At 59.3% G+C, this 23,039-nt stretch carries 21 protein-coding genes; 4 read left to right on the top strand and 17 right to left on the bottom strand.

Going from position 1 to position 23,039, the window contains the following annotated elements; genetic code table 11:
• Positions 1-240 precede the first annotated feature (240 nt).
• Positions 241-882, top strand: a complete 642-nt coding sequence (locus L8K08_RS20920; protein ID WP_106575744.1) for an HD domain-containing protein — start codon at positions 241-243, stop codon at positions 880-882.
• A gap of 142 nt (positions 883-1,024) precedes the next feature.
• Here L8K08_RS20920 and L8K08_RS20915 read toward each other — a convergent pair whose 3' ends face one another.
• The 8 genes from L8K08_RS20915 to L8K08_RS20880 form a co-directional block, all read right to left on the bottom strand.
• The gene (locus L8K08_RS20915) at positions 1,025-1,909 is read right to left on the bottom strand and encodes an ABC transporter permease subunit (protein WP_106575745.1); all 885 of its coding nucleotides are present in this window, start codon (positions 1,907-1,909) and stop codon (positions 1,025-1,027) included.
• Complete coding sequence (locus L8K08_RS20910; RefSeq protein WP_145157884.1) at positions 1,906-2,826, bottom strand: ABC transporter permease subunit; 921 nt, start codon at positions 2,824-2,826, stop codon at positions 1,906-1,908. The genes L8K08_RS20915 and L8K08_RS20910 overlap by 4 nt, the downstream gene beginning before the upstream one ends.
• Positions 2,823-3,965 (bottom strand): polyamine ABC transporter ATP-binding protein, encoded by a 1,143-nt coding sequence (gene potA / locus L8K08_RS20905; RefSeq protein ID WP_065893882.1) that lies wholly within the window; start codon positions 3,963-3,965, stop codon positions 2,823-2,825. Before potA ends, L8K08_RS20910 begins: the two co-directional genes overlap by 4 nt.
• Before the next feature lie 72 nt (positions 3,966-4,037).
• Positions 4,038-5,132, bottom strand: coding sequence for a polyamine ABC transporter substrate-binding protein (locus L8K08_RS20900; RefSeq protein ID WP_145157887.1), 1,095 nt, complete (start codon positions 5,130-5,132; stop codon positions 4,038-4,040).
• Positions 5,133-5,374: 242 nt separating this feature from the next.
• On the bottom strand, positions 5,375-6,469 hold the full coding sequence (locus tag L8K08_RS20895) for a polyamine ABC transporter substrate-binding protein (protein WP_145158574.1): 1,095 nt from the start codon (positions 6,467-6,469) through the stop codon (positions 5,375-5,377).
• Between the two features lie 206 nt (positions 6,470-6,675).
• On the bottom strand, positions 6,676-8,040 hold the full coding sequence (locus L8K08_RS20890) for an aspartate aminotransferase family protein (protein ID WP_242199767.1): 1,365 nt from the start codon (positions 8,038-8,040) through the stop codon (positions 6,676-6,678).
• 59 nt (positions 8,041-8,099) lie between these two features.
• Entirely contained in the window at positions 8,100-9,458 is a 1,359-nt protein-coding gene (locus L8K08_RS20885) for a glutamine synthetase family protein (RefSeq protein WP_017139534.1), read from the bottom strand.
• A 39-nt stretch (positions 9,459-9,497) separates the two neighbouring features.
• The gene (locus L8K08_RS20880; protein WP_145157893.1) at positions 9,498-10,277 is read right to left on the bottom strand and encodes a gamma-glutamyl-gamma-aminobutyrate hydrolase family protein; all 780 of its coding nucleotides are present in this window, start codon (positions 10,275-10,277) and stop codon (positions 9,498-9,500) included.
• A 278-nt stretch (positions 10,278-10,555) separates the two neighbouring features.
• Between L8K08_RS20880 and L8K08_RS20875 the strand changes: the two genes are divergently transcribed.
• Both L8K08_RS20875 and L8K08_RS20870 read left to right on the top strand, forming a co-directional pair.
• Positions 10,556-11,932, top strand: coding sequence for a glutamine synthetase family protein (locus L8K08_RS20875; RefSeq protein ID WP_145157896.1), 1,377 nt, complete (start codon positions 10,556-10,558; stop codon positions 11,930-11,932).
• Positions 11,933-12,191: 259 nt separating this feature from the next.
• Complete coding sequence (locus tag L8K08_RS20870) at positions 12,192-12,821, top strand: TetR/AcrR family transcriptional regulator (RefSeq protein WP_242199764.1); 630 nt, start codon at positions 12,192-12,194, stop codon at positions 12,819-12,821.
• Between the two features lie 130 nt (positions 12,822-12,951).
• Here the strand turns inward: L8K08_RS20870 and L8K08_RS20865 are convergent, their stop codons facing one another.
• The 8 genes from L8K08_RS20865 to L8K08_RS20830 form a co-directional block, all read right to left on the bottom strand.
• Positions 12,952-13,167: a TOBE domain-containing protein gene (locus tag L8K08_RS20865; protein WP_003213899.1), complete on the bottom strand. Its 216-nt coding sequence runs from the start codon at positions 13,165-13,167 to the stop codon at positions 12,952-12,954.
• 19 nt (positions 13,168-13,186) lie between these two features.
• Positions 13,187-13,993 (bottom strand): aliphatic sulfonates ABC transporter ATP-binding protein, encoded by an 807-nt coding sequence (gene ssuB, locus L8K08_RS20860; RefSeq protein WP_106575750.1) that lies wholly within the window; start codon positions 13,991-13,993, stop codon positions 13,187-13,189.
• Positions 13,990-14,778 carry an aliphatic sulfonate ABC transporter permease SsuC gene (gene ssuC / locus L8K08_RS20855; protein WP_145157904.1) on the bottom strand — a complete coding sequence of 263 codons (789 nt, stop codon included), beginning with the start codon at positions 14,776-14,778 and terminating at the stop codon, positions 13,990-13,992. Before ssuC ends, ssuB begins: the two co-directional genes overlap by 4 nt.
• Positions 14,779-14,787: 9 nt before the next feature.
• Positions 14,788-15,936: an FMNH2-dependent alkanesulfonate monooxygenase gene (gene ssuD, locus L8K08_RS20850; RefSeq protein ID WP_145157907.1), complete on the bottom strand. Its 1,149-nt coding sequence runs from the start codon at positions 15,934-15,936 to the stop codon at positions 14,788-14,790.
• Positions 15,937-15,961: 25 nt separating this feature from the next.
• A complete protein-coding gene (locus L8K08_RS20845; RefSeq protein WP_242199761.1) occupies positions 15,962-16,930 on the bottom strand; it encodes a sulfonate ABC transporter substrate-binding protein in 969 nt (322 codons plus the stop codon).
• A 93-nt stretch (positions 16,931-17,023) separates the two neighbouring features.
• A complete protein-coding gene (gene ssuE / locus L8K08_RS20840; RefSeq protein WP_106575754.1) occupies positions 17,024-17,617 on the bottom strand; it encodes an NADPH-dependent FMN reductase in 594 nt (197 codons plus the stop codon).
• Between the two features lie 316 nt (positions 17,618-17,933).
• Positions 17,934-18,572 (bottom strand): peroxiredoxin, encoded by a 639-nt coding sequence (locus tag L8K08_RS20835; RefSeq protein ID WP_242199759.1) that lies wholly within the window; start codon positions 18,570-18,572, stop codon positions 17,934-17,936.
• Positions 18,573-18,845: 273 nt separating this feature from the next.
• Positions 18,846-20,204 carry an OprD family porin gene (locus L8K08_RS20830; RefSeq protein ID WP_145157909.1) on the bottom strand — a complete coding sequence of 453 codons (1,359 nt, stop codon included), beginning with the start codon at positions 20,202-20,204 and terminating at the stop codon, positions 18,846-18,848.
• A 370-nt stretch (positions 20,205-20,574) separates the two neighbouring features.
• Between L8K08_RS20830 and tauA the strand changes: the two genes are divergently transcribed.
• Positions 20,575-21,561, top strand: coding sequence for a taurine ABC transporter substrate-binding protein (gene tauA / locus L8K08_RS20825; protein ID WP_242199757.1), 987 nt, complete (start codon positions 20,575-20,577; stop codon positions 21,559-21,561).
• Between the two features lie 131 nt (positions 21,562-21,692).
• Here tauA and argA read toward each other — a convergent pair whose 3' ends face one another.
• Entirely contained in the window at positions 21,693-22,991 is a 1,299-nt protein-coding gene (gene argA / locus L8K08_RS20820; RefSeq protein ID WP_119737335.1) for an amino-acid N-acetyltransferase, read from the bottom strand.
• Positions 22,992-23,039 lie beyond the last annotated feature (48 nt).

Below are 23,039 nucleotides of genomic sequence, written 5' to 3'. Positions count from 1 at the left end.
AGCGGGCTTGCTCGCGAATGCGGGTGCTCAGTCGACACATGTATTAACTGGCATACCGCTTTCGCGAGCAAGCCCGCTCCCACATTTGATCCTCTTAGACTTCAAGAGACTGTTCCAACTGGCACGATGTGAAGCCACATTGGCCGACATCGCATCCTCACCGCGATAGCCCCCTCGCGCAGGCGCGACCAGACTGGACTCATCGGCGCCACCCCCGGCGCTTTGTTGAGGAGAACGACCATGAGCACCACCATCGCCGGCATCCAGATCCCGGACAGCGCCTTGGCCAAGGCCACCACCGAATACATCCGCGACGTCGAATCCGACCTGCTCTACCACCACTCTCGTCGCGTATTCCTGTTCGGCGCCTTGAGCGGTGAGCGCAAGCAGCTGGCCTACAACCCGGAGCTACTTTACGTCGGTGCCATGTTCCATGACCTGGGCCTGGTTGAAGGCCATCGCAGCGACAACGAGCGTTTCGAAGTGGACGGCGCCAACGCCGCCGCCGCGTTTCTCAAGCCGTACGGGCTGAGCGATGACGATATCGAGCAGGTGTGGCTGTCCATCGCCCTGCACACCACGCCGGGCGTGCCGCAGCACCTGCGCCCGACCGTGGCGCTGGTGACTGCCGGTGTCGAGATGGACGTGCTGGGCATGGACTACGCCGCGTTTTCCAGCGTGCAGCGCGAAGCCGTGGTGCATGCGCATCCACGCGGTGAAGGGTTCAAGGAGTGCATTATCTGCGCGTTTGCCGACGGCTTGCGCCATCGCCCGCAGACCACGTTCGGCAACGTGAAGACCGACGTGCTGGTGGATCAGGAGCCGGGGTTCAAGCCGATGAACTTTGTGGAGGTGATTCGTAAGTCGCCGTGGGCGGCTTAATCAGCCTGAAATACAATCAAATGTGGGAGCGGGCTTGCTCGCGAATGCGGAGTGTCAGTCACCCGATGTACTGACTGATCCACCGCATTCGCGAGCAAGCCCGCTCCCACATTTTTGATCCGGTTCCGTCAGGCTGCGCCAGTTAGACCGGTGCAGGCGCCCGGCGCTTGTCTGGCTGCTGCCAGCCATCCGCTGCCGCTTCTTCAATCGCTTGCTGAATGGCTTTCTTGCGGTGCTCTTCGGCACGGCGGCTGAAGAACCACACCAGGAAGGTCACCAGCGACACCGCCAACAGAATCAGGCTGGCCACGGCATTGATCTCGGGTTTAACCCCAAGACGCACGGCCGAGAACACTTCCATCGGCAAGGTGGTCGAGCCGGGGCCCGACACGAAGCTGGCCAGTACCAGGTCATCCAGCGACAGCGCGAACGACATCATGCCGCCCGCCGCCAACGACGGCGCGATCATCGGGATGGTGATCAGAAAGAACACCTTCCACGGCCGCGCCCCCAGGTCCATCGCCGCTTCTTCAATCGACAGGTCCAGCTCACGCAAGCGCGCCGACACCACCACCGCCACATACGCCGCACAGAACGTGGTGTGGGCGATCCAGATAGTCACGATGCCACGCTCCTGGGGCCAGCCGATCATCTGCGCCATGGCCACGAACAGCAGCAACAGCGACAGACCGGTGATCACCTCGGGCATGACCAGCGGCGCCGTTACCAGGCCGCCAAACAGCGTACGGCCCTTGAAGTGGCTGATGCGCGTCAGCACGAACGCCGCCAACGTCCCCAGCGCCACGGCGGCCACCGCCGTGTAGCAGGCGATTTCCAGAGAGCGTGCCACCGAGCCCATCAACTGGGTGTTGTCCAGCAGGCCCACGTACCACTTGATCGACCAACCGCCCCACACCGTCACCAGCTTGGATTCGTTGAACGAGTAGATCACCAGGATCAGCATCGGCAGGTAGATGAACAGCAACCCCGCCACCAGCATGAAACTCGAGAAACTGAAGCGCTTCATATCTTGCCCTCCATCTCTTTGGCTTGGCTGCGGTTAAACAGGATGATCGGCACGATCAGGATCGCCAGCATCACCACCGCCAGGGCAGACGCCACCGGCCAGTCACGGTTGTTGAAGAATTCTTGCCACAGCACTTTACCGATCATCAGCGTTTCCGGGCCGCCGAGCAGCTCCGGGATCACGAACTCGCCCACCACCGGAATGAACACCAGCATGCAGCCGGCGATGATGCCGTTCTTGGACAGCGGCACGGTGATTTTCCAGAAGCTGTTGAAGGTGCTCGAGCCCAGGTCGGACGCGGCTTCCAGCAGGCTCTGGTCGTGTTTGACCAGGTTGGCGTACAGCGGCAGGATCATGAACGGCAGGTACGAATAGACCACGCCGATGTACACCGCGATGTTGGTGTTGAGGATCTGCAGCGGTTCGTTGATCAGCCCCATGGACATCAGGAAACCGTTGAGCAAGCCGTTGTTGCTGAGGATGCCCATCCACGCATACACGCGGATCAGAATCGCGGTCCAGGTCGGCATCATGATCAGCAGCACCAGCACGGTCTGCATCTCTTTGCGTGCGCTGGCAATGGCGTAGGCCATCGGATAGCCGATCAACAGGCACAGGATCGTGCTGAAAAACGCCATCTTCAGCGAGCCCAGGTACGCGGCGATGTACAACTCGTCGTCGCCGAGCATCGCGTAGTTGCCCAGGTTGAGCACCAGTTGCAGCTTTTGCTCAACGAAGGTGTAGATCTCGGTGTAAGGCGGGATCGCTACGTCGGCTTCGGCAAAGCTGATCTTCAAGACGATGAAGAACGGCAGCGCGAAAAACAGGAACAGCCAGAGGAAAGGGATCCCGATGACCACATGCCGGCCACCGGGTGTTATTCGTTGCAGCTGGCGTTTGAACTTCTTCATATTCATGAGCGAAGCACCACGCCGCTGTCGTCTTCCCACCACACGTACACCTGGTCACCCCAGGTTGGGCGCTGGCCACGACGTTCGGCGTTGGCGACGAAGGACTGCACCAGCTTGCCGCTCGGCAGCTCGACGTAGAACACCGAGTGGCCGCCCAGGTAGGCGATGTCGTGCACCTTGCCGCTGGACCAGTTGTGTTCGCAGGTCGGCATTTGGGTGGTCACCAGCAGCTTTTCAGGGCGGATGGCGTAGGTCACCGACTTGTCTTCCACGGCAGTCGCGATGCCGTAACCCACGTAGATGTCGCGGTCCAGGTCCGGACACTTGAGCACCGCGTGGCCTTCGGCGTCGTCCACCACTTGGGTATCGAAGATGTTTACGTTGCCGATGAACTCGCACACCAGGCGGCTGGTTGGCGTTTCGTAGATGTCGATCGGGCTGCCGATCTGCGCGATCCAGCCCAGGTGCATGATCGCAATACGTTCGGCCATGGTCATGGCCTCTTCCTGGTCGTGGGTCACCATCACGCAGGTCACGCCCACGCGCTCGATGATCTCCACCAGCTCCAGTTGCATCTGCGAACGCAGCTTCTTGTCGAGGGCGCCCATCGGCTCATCGAGCAGCAGCAGTTTCGGGCGCTTGGCCAGCGAGCGAGCCAGTGCCACACGCTGACGCTGACCACCCGACAGTTGATGCGGCTTGCGCTTGGCGTACTGGCTCATCTGCACCAGCTTGAGCATCTCGGCCACGCGCGCGTCGACTTCAGCCTTGGGGATCTTGTCCTGCTGCAGGCCGAACGCGATGTTCTGCGCGACCGTCATGTGCGGGAACAAGGCGTAGGACTGGAACATCATGTTGATCGGCCGCTCGTACGGCGGCATGTCGGTGATGTCCACACCGTCGAGGTAAATGCGACCTTCGGTTGGGCGCTCGAAGCCTGCGAGCATGCGCAGCAAGGTGGATTTGCCCGAACCCGAACCGCCGAGCAAGGCGAAGATCTCGCCTTTCTTGATTTCCAGGGACACATCGTCCACGGCAATCGTCTCGTCGAACTTCTTCGTGACCCGGTCGATTTTGACCAACACCTTTTTCGGTGTCTGGTCGCCCTCGAGGGCTTTCTTATAGGCGCCGGAGGCAACTGCCATTTACGAAACTCCCAACAAAATTTGAGGTTCGCCCAATACGGGCGAAACCTTGGATAGTTTGAGCTTTAAGCCTTACTTGCCCGTCTTGACCTTGGTCCAGCTACGGGTCATTAAACGCTGCACGTTCGGGGGTAACTCGAAGTTGACAAACGTCCGGTCGAGAACCGCCTGCGGTGGGTAAACCGCTGCGTCAGTGCGTATCGATTGCTCCATCAGTTTGTCCGCCCCGGGGTTAGGGTTGGCGTAACCGACGTAATCACTGACCTGAGCGATCACCTCAGGTTGCAGTAAATAGTTGATGTAGGCGTGGGCCTCTTTAACGTTGGTCGCGTCCGCCGGAATCGCCAGCACGTCAAACCACAGGTTGCCGCCTTCTTTCGGAATCGCGTAGGCGATTTTCACGCCCTTGCCCGCCTCGGCCGCGCGGGCCTTGGCCTGGAACACATCACCAGAGAAGCCTGCCGCCACGCAGATGTTGCCGTTGGCCAGGTCCGAGATGTACTTGGACGAGTGGAAGTAAGTCACGTAAGGACGCACTTTCAGCAGTTTCTCTTCGGCCTTTTTATAGTCGGCCGGGTTGGTACTGTTGGGGTTCAGGCCCATGTAGTTGAGCACCGCCGGCAGCATTTCATCGGCCGAGTCCATGAACGAGACGCCACAGGTGGCCAGCTTCTTCATGTTCTCCGGCTCGAATAGCACGGCCCAGGAATCGATATGGTCGACGCCCAGTACTTCTTTGACTTTGTCGACGTTGTAACCGATGCCGTTGGTGCCCCACAGATACGGCACGGCGTACTGGTTACCCGGATCGTTCTTTTCCAGACGCTTGAGCAGCGCCGGGTCGAGGTTTGCATAATTAGTCAGCAATGACTTGTCGAGCTTCTGGAACGCCCCGGCCTTGATCTGTTTGCCGAGGAAGTGGTTCGACGGCACGACCACGTCGTAACCGGTACGCCCGGCGAGCAACTTGCCTTCCAGGGTTTCATTGGAATCAAACACGTCATACACGGGTTTGATGCCGCTGGCCTTTTCGAAGTTGGCCAGGGTGTCGGGACCGATGTAGTCCGACCAGTTATAAATATGCACAGTCGGCGCGGCCTGCACGCTGACAGCCAGCGTGATACCTGCACCCACCAGCACGGCTTTGCGAAATAAAGAAATTGGCAAGTGGAGGTCCTCTTAAATAGTTGGGCCTTAAAGTTGTTGCCCGGCAACAAAACCGGCGCGCAACTTACCCTCGATAAACCGATCCGGCAAAACTTTCTGTCATTTAATTTGTGGGAGTCGGTCTAGGTGGGAGCGGGCTTGCTCGCGAAGGCGGTGTGTCAGCCAGCAGGTGTATCAACTGATACACCGCTTTCGCGAGCAAGCCCGCTCCCACACAAGCCCCCTCCCACAGGGTTTAAGGCTTATTTACCCGATTTGATTTTGGTCCAGCTGCGGGTCATTTCACGCTGAGTTGCAGCCGGCAAGTCAGCAATGGCGTAGAGCTTGGCTTGCACATCGGCGGACGGGTAGATGCCCGGGTCGCTGGTGATGTCTTTGTCGACCAGTGGGGTCGCTTTCTCGTTACCGTTCGGGAAACGTACGCTGTTGGTGATGGCAGCCATGACTTTCGGCTCCAGCAGGTAGTTCATGAACTTGTAGGCAGCGTCGACGTTTTCGGCATCTTTAGGGATGGCGACCATGTCATAGAAACTGCCGGCGCCTTCTTTCGGAATGTCGTAGGCCACCTTGACCTTGCCACCGGCTTCAGCCGCGCGGGATTTGGCCTGCTGGATGTCACCCGAGTAGCCCACGGCTACGCAGATGTTGCCGTTGGCCAGGTCCGAGATGTACTTGGACGAGTGGAAGTAGCTGATCGATGGACGCAGCTTGAGGAACAGGTCCTCGGCTTGCTTGAGGTCGGCCTTTTTCTGGGTGTCGGTCGGCAGGCCCAGGTAATGCAGCGCCACCGGCAGCATTTCGGTTGGCGAATCCAGGAAGCTCACGCCGCAGCCTTTCAGCTTGGCGAGGTTCTCCGGCTTGAGGATGGTGTCCCAGGATTCGATCTTGTCGATGCCCAGTGCAGCCTTGACCTTCTCCGGGTTGTAGCCGATACCGATCGAGCCCCACATGTACGGGAAGGCGTGCTTGTTGTCCGGGTCGCTGACCGACACGGCCTTGAGCAGGGATTTGTTGAGGTTGTCGTAGTTGGACAGCTTGGACTTGTCCAGCTCCTGATAGACACCGGCCTTGATCTGCTTGGCGAGGAAGTTGTTCGACGGTACGACAATGTCGTAACCGGACTTGCCTGCCAGCAACTTGGCTTCCAGCGTCTCGTTGCTGTCGAAAACGTCGTACACCACTTTAATGCCCGACTCTTTTTCAAAGTTGGCGATGGTGTCCGGTGCAATGTAGTCGGACCAGTTATAGACGTGCAGCACTTTATCGTCTGCCTGGGCCGCGCCCGCCATTGCGCCCAACAGGGACAAGGCGAGGAGGGTCTTGCCAGCGTTCTTCAAACCTAATGCCTTCATTTGGTGATGCTCCAATTTTTCTTTTTTGGGCCACATTTTTTACACGTTCAGCGGCCCTTCCAAAGGGCAACAAAACAGGGCGACAGTCTGGCAAGTTCAGGGGCCGGCTTTCAACCAAAGCACCCTTATTACTGCGTTTTTGTAACTGCCCGGACGCAGCGCCCGAAGCCGCTGCGCCCTGAGCCTAGCACTTAGCCCTGCAATGCCGCCAAAGTCAGGTCCAGGCACTGGCGAGCCTTGGTGACCAGTTCGTCGATTTCCGCCTTGCTGATCACCAGCGACGGCGAAATGATCATGGTGTCGCCCACGGCGCGCATGATCAGGCCGTTATCGAAGCAGAACGTGCGGCAGATCATGCCCACACCACGGCCTTCGTAACGTTTGCGCGTGGCCTTGTCCTGCACCAGCTCAATCGCCCCGAGCATGCCGACTCCGCGAACTTCACCCACCAACGGGTGATCAGCCAGTTCCCTCAGACGTTTCTGCAAATACGGTGCCGTTTCGTCGTGCACACGATTAACGATTTTTTCATCGCGCAGGATGCGGATGTTTTCCAGCGCCACAGCTGCCGCTACCGGGTGACCGGAATAGGTGAAACCGTGGTTGAAATCGCCGCCTTCATTGAGCACGGCGACCACGTCGTCGTGCACGATCAGGCCGCCCATGGGGATGTAACCCGAGGTCAGGCCCTTGGCGATGGTCATCATGTGCGGCTTGAGGTCGTAGAAGTCGCTGCCGAACCACTCACCGGTACGGCCGAAACCGCAGATCACTTCGTCAGCAACAAACAGGATGTCGTACTTGGCGAGGATTTCCTTGATGCGCGGCCAGTAGGTTGCTGGCGGCACGATCACGCCACCGGCGCCCTGGATCGGCTCGGCAATAAAGGCACCGACGTTGTCCACGCCCACTTCCAGAATCTTCTCTTCCAGCTGGTTGGCGGCCCATACCCCGAACTCTTCAGGGCTCATGTCGCCGCCTTCGCCATACCAGTAAGGCTGGGCGATGTGGGTGATGCCCGGGATCGGCAAGTCGCCCTGTTCATGCATGTAGGTCATGCCGCCCAGGCTGGCGCCGGCCACGGTAGAGCCGTGGTAGCCATTCTTGCGGCTGATGATGGTTTTCTTGTTCGGCTGGCCTTTGACCGCCCAGTAGTGGCGGACCATGCGCAACATGGTGTCGTTGCCTTCGGAGCCTGAGCCGGTGAAGAACACATGGTTCATGCCAGCCGGTGCGATGTCGGAAATAACCTTGGCCAGTTCCAACACCGGCGGGTGAGCGGTCTGGAAGAACAGGTTGTAATACGGCAGTTCTTTCATCTGCTTGGCGGCGGCGTCAGCCAGTTCATCGCGACCGTAACCGATCGCCACGCACCACAGGCCGGCCATGCCGTCGAGGATCTTGTTGCCTTCGCTGTCCCACAGGTAAACGCCGTGGGCTTTGGTGATGATCCGTGGGCCTTTCACTTTCAATTGCTTGAAGTCACTGAACGGCGCCAGGTGGTGATCGTTGCTCAAGGCTTGCCATTCACGGGTTTGCGGGTTGTTGCTGGACATACCAATCTCCTAGACTTTTTCAGGTGAGGGCGCGCCAATCCTGCGGCGCGCCCGGCGCATCAGACGGCGAAGAGCAGGAATTCCCGCTCCCATGAACTGATCACGCGCTTGAAGTTTTCATGCTCGGCCCGCTTGACCGCGACGTAGCCTGTGATGAATTTTTGACCCAGGTATTTCTCGATGGTCTTGCTGTTTTCCATGCGTTCCAGGGCGTCTTCGATAGTCAACGGCAGGCGCAGGTTGCGCCGCTCGTAGCCACGACCCACCACGGGAGCGCTCGGGTTATGGCCTTCGACCATGCCGATGTAGCCGCACAACAGGCTGGCGGCAATCGCCAGGTACGGGTTGGCGTCGGCGCCCGGCAGGCGGTTTTCGACGCGACGGTTCTGCGGGCCGGCATCCGGCACGCGCAGGCCCACGGTGCGGTTCTCTTCGCCCCACTCCACGTTCACCGGCGCCGAGGTGTCGGGCAGAAAGCGGCGGAACGAGTTCACGTTGGGGGCAAACAGCGGCAGCAATTCAGGGATGAATTTCTGCAGGCCGCCAATGTGGTTGAGAAACAGCTGGCTCATGGTCCCGTCTTCATTGGAGAAGACGTTCTTGCCGGTGGCGATGTCGATGATGCTCTGGTGCAAGTGCATCGCGCTGCCGGGCTCACCGGTCATCGGCTTGGCCATGAAGGTGGCGGCCACGTTGTGCTTGAGCGCGGCTTCACGCATGGTGCGCTTGAACACCAGGATCTGGTCGGCCAGGGACAGGGCATCACCGTGACGGAAATTGATTTCCATCTGCGCCGTGCCGTCCTCGTGGATCAGCGTGTCGAGGTCCAGCTCCTGCAGCTCGCACCAGTCGTAGACGTCTTCGAACAATGGGTCGAATTCGTTGGCCGCTTCTATAGAGAAGGATTGGCGACCGGTCTCAGGACGCCCGGAACGGCCGATCGGCGGTTGCAGCGGGAAGTCCGGGTCTTCGCAGCGTTTGGTCAGGTAGAACTCCATCTCCGGCGCCACGATGGGCTGCCAGCCTCTGTCGGAGTACAACTTGAGGACTTTCTTGAGCACGTTGCGCGGCGACAGCTCGATCGGGTTGCCTTGCTTGTCGTAGGTGTCGTGAATCACCTGGGCGGTGGGCTCGATGGCCCAGGGCACCAGGAATACGGCGTTCTGGTCCGGGCGGCAGATCATGTCGATGTCGGCCGGGTCGAGCAATTCATAATAGATGTCGTCTTCGACATAGTCGCCGGTCACGGTCTGTAACAGAACGCTCTCGGGCAGGCGCATGCCTTTTTCGGCGATGAACTTGTTGGTCGGCGAGATCTTGCCCCGGGTGATGCCGGTGAGGTCGCCAATCATGCATTCGACTTCTGTGATCTTGTGGTCTTTCAACCAATCGGTGAGCTGGTCGAGGTTGTTACTCATAAATGCCTCTGGGCTGTGTTTCCTGACATCCATTAAAGGTCAGGCGTAAGTTGACGCAGCATCCGCGTCGCGTTGCATCGCCCGCTGTCGACAGGCCGAACCAAAGGCCTGGAAGATCGCGAGGTAGTGCGGGTTAGAGCTTACCTGCCATTCGGGGTGCCATTGCACTCCTAAAGCAAAAGCCTTGCCCGCGGTGTAAGAAAAAGCTTCGATCAACCCATCAGGCGCAGTGGCTTCGACCTGCAAACCGGGCGCCAGGCGGTCAACGCCCTGGCTGTGAATCGAGTTGACCTGGATCGTCTGCGGCAAACCCAGGCTTGCCAATACCCCATTCGGGGAGATCGCCACGGCGTGCGCCGGGCCGTACTGAACGTCCAGCGGCTGAGTGTCGTCTTCGCGGTGATCCATCATGCCCGGCACTTCATGAACCTTCTGGTGCAGGCTGCCGCCAAATGCCACGTTCATTTCCTGGAAGCCACGGCAGATGCCCAGCACCGGCACGCCTGCCGCAATCGCGGCACGCAGCAACGGCAAGGTGGTCTGGTCGCGTGCAGAATCATGAGCAGTCCCGGGCGCGCTGGCCGGACCGTCGTAATGAAAGGGTTCGATATTGGAAGGAGAGCCGGTAAATAGAATGCCATCCAGGCCGTCAAAAATATTGGCCGGGTCGAGCAGGTCGCCCAAGGATGGAATGATCAATGGCAAGCCCTTGGCAGCGGTGGCCACTGCACGGACGTATTTGTCGCCACTGATGTGATAAGCATGCAGACCGACCTGTTTGGAGCAGGCGGTGACGCCGATTAACGGCAGGCGAGACATGAAGCACCCCGGTATTATTGCTGTTATGGGTTTGAATCGAGCTTAGCCTTGTTCATTTTTTTACACAACACCCCCGTAAAAAATACAACACGGCCCGCTCAAGCCTGCTAGTCCCAAGCCCTCCAAACCCGAAAAACCGCCCCAAAAAGCCCCAAAAAAGGCCTCATGGCGCTTTTTTAGGGCAAAAAAGGCCTCGCTTGACTTCGGCATGCCGTTCGGGTTGACTGAAACCAGAAAAGATCAATGATTGATATTTTTAACAACAAAGGTGTTGCATCATGTCGGTACCCCCGCGTGCCGTTCAGCTTAACGAAGCGAACGCGTTCCTTAAGGATCATCCTGAGGTTCTGTACGTAGACCTTCTAATTGCGGATATGAATGGTGTGGTGCGCGGCAAGCGCATCGAACGCACCAGCCTCCACAAGGTTTACGAGAAGGGCATTAACCTGCCTGCCTCTTTATTTGCCCTGGATATCAACGGCTCGACGGTGGAAAGCACCGGCCTGGGTCTGGACATCGGTGATGCTGACCGAATCTGTTATCCGATCCCCGACACCCTGTGCAATGAACCCTGGCAAAAGCGCCCCACCGCGCAATTGCTGATGACCATGCACGAACTTGAAGGTGAACCTTTCTTCGCCGATCCTCGCGAAGTACTCCGCCAAGTTGTCAGCAAATTCGACGACCTCGGTCTGACCATCTGCGCCGCCTTCGAGCTTGAGTTCTACCTGATCGACCAGGAGAACGTGAACGGCCGCCCCCAACCACCTCGCTCGCCGATCTCTGGCAAACGCCCACACTCGACACAGGTCTACCTGATCGACGACCTCGACGAATACGTCGACTGCCTCCAGGACATTCTGGAAGGGGCCAAAGAGCAAGGCATCCCTGCCGACGCCATCGTCAAGGAAAGTGCCCCGGCGCAGTTCGAAGTGAACCTGCACCACGTGGCCGACCCAATCAAGGCTTGCGACTACGCAGTACTGCTCAAGCGCCTGATCAAGAACATCGCCTACGACCATGAGATGGACACCACCTTCATGGCCAAGCCTTACCCAGGCCAGGCAGGCAACGGTTTGCACGTACACATTTCGATCCTGGACAAGGACGGCAAGAACATCTTTGCCAGCGAGGATCCCGAGCAGAACGCCGCATTGCGTCACGCGATCGGCGGTGTGCTCGAGACCCTACCCGCCCAAATGGCGTTCCTGTGCCCTAACGTCAACTCCTACCGTCGTTTCGGCGCACAGTTCTACGTGCCGAACTCGCCGTGCTGGGGCCTGGATAACCGCACCGTGGCGATCCGCGTACCGACCGGCTCGTCCGATGCCGTACGTATCGAACACCGCGTGGCCGGCGCCGACGCCAACCCTTATCTGCTGATGGCTTCGGTCCTGGCAGGCGTGCACCACGGTCTGACCAACAAGATCGAACCGAGCGCACCCGTGGAAGGCAACAGCTACGAGCAGAACGAACAAAGCCTGCCGAACAACCTGCGCGATGCCCTGCGCGAGTTGGACGACAGCGAGGTGATGGCCAAGTACATCGATCCCAAGTACATCGATATCTTCGTTGCCTGTAAGGAAAGTGAGCTGGAGGAGTTTGAACACTCCATCTCCGACCTTGAGTACAACTGGTACTTGCATACCGTGTAAGCGGTTGCGGTATTCAATGCGGTGGGCAAGCTTTCTGTGGCGAGCAGGCTTGCCCTGCGTTGGGCTGCGAAGCGGCCCTAAAACCGGACGCCGAGTTCTTGCTGAAGGAACTCGGCGTTTCTATTGGGGCTGCTTCGCAGCCCAGCGCAGGGCAAGCCTGCTCGCCACAACAAGACTGATCCCCAGCCCCCACCTCATCCCAGGTATGGATCATCCACTGGCTCTGCGTACAATGCGCTCTGCCTTGTAGGAGACTTCCATGACTACCCGCCCCGCCGCTCCTCGCAAACCCCGCGCCCGCAGCCAGGCCCGGATCGATGCGATCCTCGACGCCGCCCGCACCTTGCTGGCGACCCAAGGCGTGGCCAGTCTGTCGATCTACAGCGTGGCCGAGCGCGCGCAGATTCCACCCTCGTCGGTGTACCACTTCTTTGCCAGCGTGCCGGCGTTGCTGGAAGCCCTGACCGCCGATGTGCACGCGGCGTTCCGGGCGGCGATCCAGGCGCCCATCGAGCACGAGCCACTCAAGCATTGGCGTGACCTGTCCTGCATCGTCGAGCAACGCATGCTCAGCATCTACGACCGTGACGCCGCCGCACGCCAATTGATCCTGGCCCAGCACGGGCTGACCGAAGTGACCCAGGCGGACCGTCAGCATGATCTGGAATTGGGGGATTTGATGCTGGAGGTGTTCAATCGTCACTTCCAAGTGCCGACGTTGCCCACCGATGTGGATGTGTTTGCCCTGGCGCTGGAACTGAGCGACCGCGTTTACGCGCGCTCGGTGCATCAGCACGGGCAGATTACGCCGCGCATGGCCGAGGAAGGGATGCGGGTGTTTGATGCGTATGTGGGGCTTTATTTGCCGGCGTATTTGCCCAAGCGGTAAGGCTTGTGGTGACTGGGCCGGCCTCTTCGCGAGCAAGCCCGCTCCCACACTTGACCGAGTTCCAACGCTGGAATGCATTCAAATGTGGGAGCGGGCTTGCTCGCGAAGGCGGCCTCCAGAGCGACGACAATCACAACTTGGCGATCGACACCTCGGTGGACTTAACAAAGGCAATCACTTCGCTGCCAATCACCAGCTCCAACTCTTTGACCGAGCGAGTAGTGATCACGGAGGTCACGATGCCGGACGCCGTCTGCACGTCGATTTCCGACAGCACGTCGCCTTCGACGATTTCCTTGATAGTGCCCTTGAACTGGTTACGTACGTTGATGGCTTTGATAGTCATGATGGTTTTCCTCTATGAGTTATTGGGCCCAACGCAATTGCGTAGGCAGCGGTGAAACAGGTTCGGGTTCCGGCGGCGTGCCGGGCAACGAAAGCACACGGTTGAGCACTTCGGCTTCCAGCGCCGCCAGGCGATGTGAGCCCCGGGCGCGTGGGCGCGGCAGGTCGACGATCAGGTCGAGACCGATCTCGCCGTCCTCGATCAGAATCACCCGGTCGGCAATCGCCACGGCTTCGCTGACGTCGTGGGTCACCAGCAACACGGTGAAGCCGTGCTTCTGCCACAGGTTTTCAATCAGTTGCTGCATTTCGATACGGGTCAGAGCATCCAGCGCACCCAGCGGCTCATCCAGCAGCAGCAGGCGCGGCTGGTGAATCAACGCGCGGGCCAGCGCCACACGCTGCTTCTGGCCACCGGACAAGGCCGCCGGCCACTCGTTGGCACGCTCGGCCAGGCCAACCGCTTCCAGCGCTTCAAGCGCCTTGGGACGCCAGTTGCCCTTCAGACCCAGCCCCACGTTGTCGATGATCTTTTTCCACGGCAGCAGGCGCGCTTCCTGGAACATCAACCGCGTGTCTTCAATCGCATCGCCGAGCGGCGCAGAGCCCGCCAGCAGCTCGCCGCCGCTGGCTTTGTCCAGGCCAGCCAACAAGCGCAGCAAGGTACTTTTGCCGCAGCCGCTGCGACCCACCACCGCCACGAACTGGCCAGCGGGAATGTGCAGATCAATCTCTTTAAGTACTTCCCGCGCACCAAAGGCCTTGCGCAATTTGCGCACCGCCAGCGGGATGCCCTTGAGCAGGCGCGGAGGTTGTTGAGCCGTCATGCCGCACCTCCTTTATTCACTTGATAGGCCGGGTGCCAGCGCAGCCACACACGCTCCAGGCCACGCGCGGCCAGGTCGGCCAGCTTGCCGAGGATGGCGTACATGACGATGGCCAACACCACCACGTCGGTTTGCAGAAATTCACGCGCATTCATCGCCAGGTAACCGATGCCGGAGCTGGCCGAGATAGTTTCCGCCACGATCAGCGTCAACCACATAAAGCCCAGGGCAAAACGCACGCCCACCAGGATCGACGGCAGCGCGCCCGGCAGGATCACCTGACGGAACAGGCTGAAGCCGGACAAGCCGTAGCTGCGCGACATTTCCACCAGCGCCGGGTCGACGTTGCGGATGCCGTGATAGGTGTTCAGGTAAATCGGGAACAGCGTGCCGAGGGCGACCAGGAAAATCTTCGCGGTCTCGTCAATGCCGAACCACAGGATCACCAGCGGAATCAGCGCCAGGTGCGGCACGTTGCGGATCATCTGCACCGAGCTGTCCAGCAGGCGCTCGCCCCATTTCGACAGGCCGGTGATAAAGCCCAGGGCCAGACCGATGCTGCCACCGATCACAAAACCCAGGCCGGCACGCCAGCCGCTGATGGCCAGGTGTTTCCAGATTTCACCGGTACGCACCAGGTTGACCCCGGCTTCGATCACAGCGCTCGGCGCCGGCAGAATGCGCGTCGACAACCAGCCCGCCGATACCGACAGCTGCCACACCGCCAGCAACAGAATCGGCAGCACCCAAGGCGCGACACGATGGCTTAATTTTTCATAGTTCATGACTACGCCTCAGCTCTGCGACGCCGCTTTGGGAAGGATGTCGTTGGCGACCATCTCGCCGAACGGGCTGACGTAACCGGCGCTTTTCGGCAGCTCGGGACGTTCGATATCCAAGTGCGGGAACAGCAGTTCGGCAACCCGATACGACTCTTCCAGGTGTGGATAACCGGAGAAGATGAACGTGTCGATGCCCAACGCAGCGTATTCATTGACGCGTGCCGCGACGGTCGGACCATCGCCCACCAGCGCGGTGCCTGCGCCGCCGCGTACCAGGCCAACGCCGGCCCACAGGTTGGGGCTGACTTCGAGGTTGTCGCGGTTGCCGCCGTGCAAGGCGGCCATGCGCTGCTGGCCCACGGAGTCGAAGCGTGCGAGAGAAGCCTGGGCACGGGCGATGGTCTCGTCATCCACATGGGAGATCAGTTTGTCCGCGGCTTTCCATGCTTCGTCGTTGGTCTCGCGCACGATCACATGCAGGCGAATGCCAAAGCGCACGGTGCGCCCGAGCTTCGCGGCCTTAGCGCGCACCTGTTCGATTTTTTCCGCGACCGCCGCCGGTGGTTCGCCCCAGGTCAGGACCATTTCAACCTGTTCGGCTGCCAGGTCCTGGGCCGCTTCGGAAGAACCGCCGAAGTACAGCGGCGGACGCGGTTGCTGGATCGGCGGGTAGAGCAATTTGGCGCCTTTGACGCTGATGTGCTCGCCGTCGTAGTCCACGGTTTCGCCTTCGAGCACGCGGCGCCAGATGCGCGTGAATTCCACCGAGGCCTGGTAGCGCTCTTCGTGGCTGAGGAACAAGCCGTCGCCGGCCAGTTCTTCCGGATCACCGCCGGTGACCAGGTTGAACAGCGCACGACCGCCGGACAGGCGATCCAGAGTCGCGGCCTGACGCGCGGCCACCGTCGGGGAAATGATCCCGGGGCGCAGTGCGACAAGGAATTTCAAACGCTGGGTCACCGGGATCAGCGAGGCAGCCACCAGCCATGAGTCTTCGCAGGAACGGCCGGTGGGAATCAGCACACCGCCAAAACCCAGCCGGTCAGCGGCCTGGGCCACTTGCTGCAGATAACCGTGATCGACGGCGCGAGCGCCTTCGGCGGTGCCAAGGTAATGGCCGTCGCCGTGGGTAGGCAGGAACCAGAAAATATTGAGGCTCATGGAGTTGTCTCCTGAAGAAATCGGATTACGGCGCTGTGGCAACGGCGGCGGGTGGCGTCCAGATCACGTCCTTGATGTTCAAGGGTTTGGGGATCAGTTTGAGCTGGTAGAAGCTGTCGGCGATTTTCTGCTGGGCGGCGACCACGTCCGGGGTCAGGAACAGCGCGCCGTAGCCCTGGCGCTTCACCGAGGTCAGGGTGATGTCAGCCGGCAGGCCAAGCAGCGGTGCGACTTGTTCGGTGACTTCCTGCGGGTTGGCCTTGGACCATTCGCCCACTGCGCGCACTTCTTCCACCAGCGCCTTGATCACTTCAGGGTGCTGCGTGGCGTACGGCTTGGTGGCCAGGTAGAACTGGTGGTTGTCGGCGATGCCGGTGCCGTCACGCAGGGTGCGTGCCTGCAGTTGTTTCTCGGCGGCAGCCTGGTACGGGTCCCAGATCACCCAGGCATCGACGCTGCCACGCTCGAACGCGGCGCGGGCATCGGCGGGCGGCAGGAACACGGTCTGCACGTCGGTGTATTTCAGGCCGGCATCTTGCAGCGCACGCACCAGCAGGTAGTGCACGTTGGAGCCTTTATTGAGCACGATTTTCTTGCCCTTGAGCTCGGCCACGGATTTGATCGGCGAGTCTTTCGGCACCAGGATCGCTTCGCTGGTCGGCGCCGGCGGCTCGTAAGCTACATAGAGCAGATCGGCACCGGCCGCCTGGGCGAAGACCGGCGGGGTTTCGCCGGTAACGCCGAAGTCGATGGAGCCGACGTTCAGGCCTTCGAGCAGTTGCGGGCCACCGGGGAATTCAGTCCATTGCACCTGCACGCCTTGGGCGGCCAGGCGTTTTTCCAGAGTGCCCTTGGCTTTGAGCAGCACCAGCGTGCCGTACTTCTGATAGCCGATCCGCAGGGTTTCGGCGGCTTGGGCTTGAACCATGGCGCCGAAGGACACAGCCGCAACAAACAGTGCGACCAGACCACGACGCAAGATGACAGTGCGCATGGCGCTCTCTCCAAAAATGCGATGAGGGGGTTGGCTGCACCTGCTTGGCCGTTGGCGGCTGAGTAAGGTGAGTACTACAAAATCCGGTGAGGCTTAAATGCTCCAGCGAGCACTCAACAAACGTTCATTCAACACATTGGGGTCCAGCGGTTTCGGGCGACGGGCCATGGCGCTATAGAACGTCTCCAGGGCCTCGTGCAAACGCTGTTCAAGCACGGGCACCAGCTGCGCCTGGGCGCTGCCTTCGGCATAAGCGATCTGGCTGTCCTCGGCAAAAATGCCGTGGAGCAATTCCTGGGCCTTGAGGGCCGACAGCACGGGCTTCAGTGCGTAGTCCACCGCCAGCATGTGCGCGATGCTGCCGCCCGTGGCCATGGGCAATACGATCTTGTGCGCCAGGGCGCGTTCGGGCAGCAGATCCAGCACGGTTTTCAGCGCGCCGGAGAACGAGGCTTTGTACACCGGCGTGGCAATGACCAGGCCGTCGGCGTTGGCGACCTGTTGCAGCAGGTCGATGACCTTTGGGCTGTCGAAGCGCGCATGCAGCAAGTCTTCGGCCGGGAAGTCCCGTATCTGATAACTCACCACTTCCACGCCTTTGTCTTGCAGCCACTGACGGGTTTTTTCCAGCAAGACCCCGGAGCGGGAACGCTGGCTGGGACTGCCTCCAAGTGTTACGACCAGCATGCATGTATTCCTTGAGCAAGTGTCGGCGGTTCGCTGTGTGGCGATGGCGCCAAGATGGGACAGACCATATCAGGTGATTTATATATCTATAAATCTTATTTTTTCATTTGTTTATTCTATAAATGCATATGCACTTTATAAATCCTGGGGCGAAAAAAAAGGCCGTCGAAACGGCCTGAAAACCCCTGCTATGTGAGACTGGAAATGCGTTCAAATGTGGGAGCGGGCTTGCTCGCGAAAGCGGTGTGTCATTCAAAGATGCATCAACTGAAAGTCAGCATTCGCGAGCAAGCCCGCTCCCACATTGGGTTGTGTGTTAACGGTTGGGCTGTGGGGTAAGGCGCAGGTACGGCTTCACGGCGCGATAGCCCTTGGGAAAGCGTTTCTTGATCTCTTCCTCATCCTTGAGCGACGGCACGATCACCACTTCATCACCTTCCTGCCAGTTGGCGGGCGTGGCCACCTTGTGGTTATCGGTCAGTTGCAGCGAGTCGATGACCCGGAGGATTTCGTGGAAGTTGCGGCCGGTGCTGGCCGGATAGGTAATCGTCAGGCGGATCTTCTTGTTCGGGTCGATCACGAACAAGGAGCGCACGGTGAGGGTGTCACTGGCGTTCGGGTGGATCAGGTCATACAGGTCCGAGACTTTGCGATCGGCGTCGGCGAGGATCGGGAAGTTGACGACCGTGTTCTGGGTTTCGTTGATGTCTTCGATCCACTTGTGGTGCGAGTCCACCGGGTCGACCGACAGGGCAATGGCCTTGACGCCGCGCTTGGCGAATTCGTCCTTGAGCTTGGCGGTAAAGCCAAGCTCGGTGGTGCACACCGGGGTGAAGTCCGCCGGATGGGAAAACAGCACGCCCCAGCTATCGCCCAACCATTCGTGGAAACGAATCTTGCCGGCGCTGGAATCCTGTTCGAAGTCGGGGGCGATGTCGCCCAGTCTTAGGCTCATGGTGTGGCTCCTGGTGAATGCTTATGGAGCCCACTGTGCATGGGTTGAAGATTATTTAAAAAGAATAAATATCGATTTATTTAGACGATAAACGAATATTAAAAATCAATTCATTGGACGCGGGAAAGGCCGAGGATCAACATCCATCACAAGGTTCGAGAAGGCCTTGAGACGCTGTACAAAGAAGGGATTCAGGAAGGGCTTGCGGGGGTTGAGCCCGACTTGAAAGTAAAGCACCCTGCCCGGCGTTGCGCCGGGCAAGGTTTTACGCTCTTACTTGAACGCGTAGCTGTAGCTAACGATTACGCGGTTTTCGTCCTGGGCACGGGTGTTAACCAGGTCGGTACGCCACATAGCGTTTTTCCAGGCGACGCCGAGGTTTTTCAGCGGGCCTTCTGGAACAACGTAAGCCAGAGTCAGGTCGCGTTCCCACTCGGTTTTATCACCGGCGGTGGTCTGGATGTTGCTGCCTTTGAGGTAGACAACACCAGCAGTCAGGCCTGGCAGGCCAACCTTGGCGAAGTCATACGCGTAGCGAGCTTGCCAGGTGCGTTCGCCAGCACGGGCGAACTTCTGGATTTGCATGTCGGTGGTGGTGCTGTTCGAAGAGCCATCACCTTGGTTCAGCCAAGGGAAGTCGCTGTCGCCCTTGGTGTACTGGTAGCCACCGCCGAAGGTGTGACCGGCAACCGAGTACAACGCCAGGTAGCTGTACAGATCGTTGTCGACCTTGCCTTTAACCTTGGTGGCGTTGGTCGGGTGATCCGAGTAGTAACCCGAAGTGTAGTAGCCCGCTTCGTTGCCGTTGGCGCCGTTGTCGCGGCTGCGGTAGTAACGCAGGTCACTTTTCAATACGCCAGGACCGATAGCCCAGTTGTGGACCAAGCCCAGGAAGTTCTGCGCGTAGAAGTCTTTCAGCTCGCCGTAGTAGTACGAAGCGGTCAGATCTTTGGTGATTTTGTAGTCAGCACCGGCGTAGTAGAACTTATTGACGAAGTTGCCAGCGTCATAGTTCGAGCTACCGTTGGCACCCGCCAGCGACAGGCCTTCGTTGTTGCTGGAGTTACGGCCCTTGGAGTGCTCGATCTGACCGGCAGTCAGGGTCAGGTCCTTGATCTCGTTCGAGGAGATCTCGCCACCTTGGAACGTTTGCGGCAGCAGACGACCGTCGTTGGTTTTGATAACCGGGTTGTTTGGCTGCAGGGTGCCGATTTTCAGCACGGTCTGGGAAACCTTGACCTTACCGGTCACACCCAGGCTGGCGAAATCGTTGACCGCTTTGTTGCCATCGCTTGGGAACACGGTGCCGCCAGACGCGGTGCCAGTGTAGTTACCGTGATCGGCACGGCTGGAATCCAGACGTACGCCGTACAGGCCGATAGCATCAAGACCGAAACCAACGGTCCCTTCGGTGAAGCCGGAGATGAAACGCAGGTCAAAACCTTGGCCCCATTCAGCGTTCTTGCTGCGGGTGTTCGAGGTCGCCGAAGGCTTCAAATCACGGTTGTCGGTGTTGATGTAAAAGTTACGCAGACCCAGTGTTACTTTGCTGTCATCGATGAAACCGGCGGAGTTTGCCTGTTGGGCAATCGCAGCGACAGCCACGGCCAACGCCAATGTTGACTTCTTCATGTACCGCTCCTCTCATTTCTAATTTTTGTATTTCTTAGGTCCTGGGTCTGACGCCCCGGATCCACAGATGCGCGATTAGCGCCAGATAGTGACTACCAAGTCAATCGTAACTTTGTATGTCTACTACCTTCGTCTAACCGCAGTTAATTTGGTCCCTGCAGGGTAATGAGTTTTTCATACACCCAAAAAGAATTGTTTCATTCTTTTTCATACGATCCAGGAATAAGCCTTTCCATGAGGCGAGCCGATCAGCGTAGACCAACCGCTCCATAAGCTAATTCCTAAAGGGTATTTACTAGCCTTTTTTTAGATCGATTAGTGTGGCCGTACTGTTGCATACGTCACCCACGATCAAAAAGGCGACGCCATCATGGCCAAAGGCACATCCTCCCGTCAATTTGTTACAGTTTTTGTGTCACTAATACTTTCTTTTGGTGTCAAAGCGGCCGATTTAACCATCGGCTACCAAACCGGCATCGACCCCAGCAAAGTCCCACAGGCCGACGGCCTCTACGAAAAAGCCCTCGGCGAGAAGATTGCCTGGCGCCGTTTCAACAGTGGGCCCGACGTTGTAACCGCGATTGCGTCCGGCGATGTGCAAATCGGCAACCTCGGTTCCAGCCCCCTCGCAGCGGCGGCTTCACGCAATCTACCCATCGTGACCTTTATCGTATCGGCGCAGATCAATGCTTCTGAAGCCCTGGTGGTGCGCAATGGCAGTGGCATCGACAAACCGCAGGACCTGATCGGTAAAACCATCGCTACGCCCTTCGTCTCAACCTCTCATTACAGCCTGCTCGGCGCGCTGAAACATTGGGGGCTGGACACCAAACAAGTCAAAGTAGTGAACCTGCAGCCCGCGGAAATTGCGGCCGCGTGGAAACGTGGCGATATCGACGGCGCCTTCGTGTGGTCACCGGCGCTGGGAGAAATCCGCAAGACCGGAAAAACCCTGACAGACGCGGCCCAGGTGGGCCAGTGGGGGGCGCCGACATTTGAGGTGTGGGTAGCGCGCAAGGATTTCGCGGAAAAACATCCTGACGCAGTGGCCAAGTTTGCCAAGGTCACGCTGGATGCATTCGCCGACTACGCCGCCCATAAAGACGGCTGGACAGTGGATTCGGAGCCGGTGCAGAAAATCGCCAAACTGACAGGTTCAAATGCGGCCGATATTCCTGAGTTGTTGGCCGGCAGCACCTTCCCGGACGCCCAGGCGCAACAAACCGATGCCCTGCTTAAAGGGGGCACGGCGAAAGCGATTGGGGAAACGGCGAAGTTTTTGAAGGAACAGGGGAAGGTTGAGACGGTGTTGCCGGACTACTCGGCCTTTGTGACCGACAAATTCATCACAGACTAAACGCGATCAAATGTGGGAGCGGGCTTGCTCGCGAAAGCGCTGGATCAGTCAACACATTCAGTGACTGGCACTCCGCCTTCGCGAGCAAGCCCGCTCCCACATTTAGACCTGCTTCAGTTCCGAAATCAGGCTTACAGAGCCTTCTCGAAAATCTTCGAGTTACGCTGATAGTTGTACAGCGACGCCCGCGCTGACGGCAGGCGGTCGACGCTGCTCGGCACGAACCCGCGCTCGCGGAACCAGTGTGCGGTTCGCGTGGTGAGCACAAACAGCGTCTTCAAACCCTGCGCCCGCGCACGGGTCTCGATGCGCTCCAGCAACACGTCGCCGCGTGCGCCGTGACGATACTCCGGGTTGACCGCCAGACACGCCAGCTCCCCTGCATCCGAATCCGCGATCTGATACAGCGCCGCACAGGCGATGATCATGCCTTCGCGCTCAACCACGCTGAACTGCTCGATCTCACGCTCCAGCACTTCCCGCGAACGCCGCACCAGAATGCCCTGCTCTTCCAGTGGGCTGATCAGGTCGAGCAAACCGCCCACATCCTCAATCGCCGCCTCGCGCACCTGTTCGAATTGCTCCTGGGCCACCAGCGTACCGCCGCCGTCCCGGGTGAACAGCTCGGTGAGCAACGCGCCGTCTTCGGCGTAGCTGACGATATGGCTGCGCCCTACTCCGCCACGGCACGCTTCGGCGGCAGCGTCCAACAGTTCAGCTTGATAGTTGCTGCCCAGGCGCTGCAGGTGCGCCGGCACTTGCTGCGGACGCAGCTCGCGGACCAGGCGCCCATGTTCGTCGATCAGGCCCAGATCGGCGCCAAACAACAGCAGCTTGTCGGCGCCCAGGTCGATGGCGGCGCGGGTGGCGACGTCTTCGCAGGCCAGGTTGAAGATTTCGCCGGTCGGCGAGTAACCCAACGGCGACAGCAGCACGATGGAGCGCTCGTCCAGCAGGCGGTTGATGCCCTTGCGGTCGACCCGGCGCACTTCGCCGGTATGGTGGTAATCCACGCCTTCAAGCACTCCGATCGGCCGTGCCGTAACCAGGTTGCCGCTGGCGACGCGCAGGCGCGAGCCCTGCATCGGCGAGGAGGCCATGTCCATCGACAGGCGTGCTTCGATAGCAATGCGCAGGTGGCCGACCGCATCGATCACGCACTCCAGCGTCGCGGCATCCGTGATGCGCAGGCCTTCGTGGTAAGCCGGGGTGAGGCCACGCGCTTCAAGGCGCGCTTCGATTTGTGGGCGCGACCCGTGAACCAATACCAACCGCACGCCCAGGCTATGGAGCAGCACCAGGTCGTGGACGATGTTGCCGAAGTTGGGATGTTCCACACCATCGCCGGGCAGCATGACCACAAAGGTGCAGTCGCGGTGAGCGTTGATGTAGGGCGAAGCGTGACGAAGCCAATTGACGTATTCGGGCATAAAACCTGGGCCTGTAATAAAAAGCAGCCAAAAAAGGATGAAACATAA

The sequence above is a fragment of the Pseudomonas sp. TREG-RG-20F-10-E-6-01 genome, from assembly GCF_022662455.1.
In the GTDB taxonomy this organism is placed as follows: Bacteria; Pseudomonadota; Gammaproteobacteria; order Pseudomonadales; family Pseudomonadaceae; genus Aquipseudomonas.
Note: the sequence above shows the minus strand (reverse complement) of the source record. Positions and strands in the feature narration are given on the sequence as shown.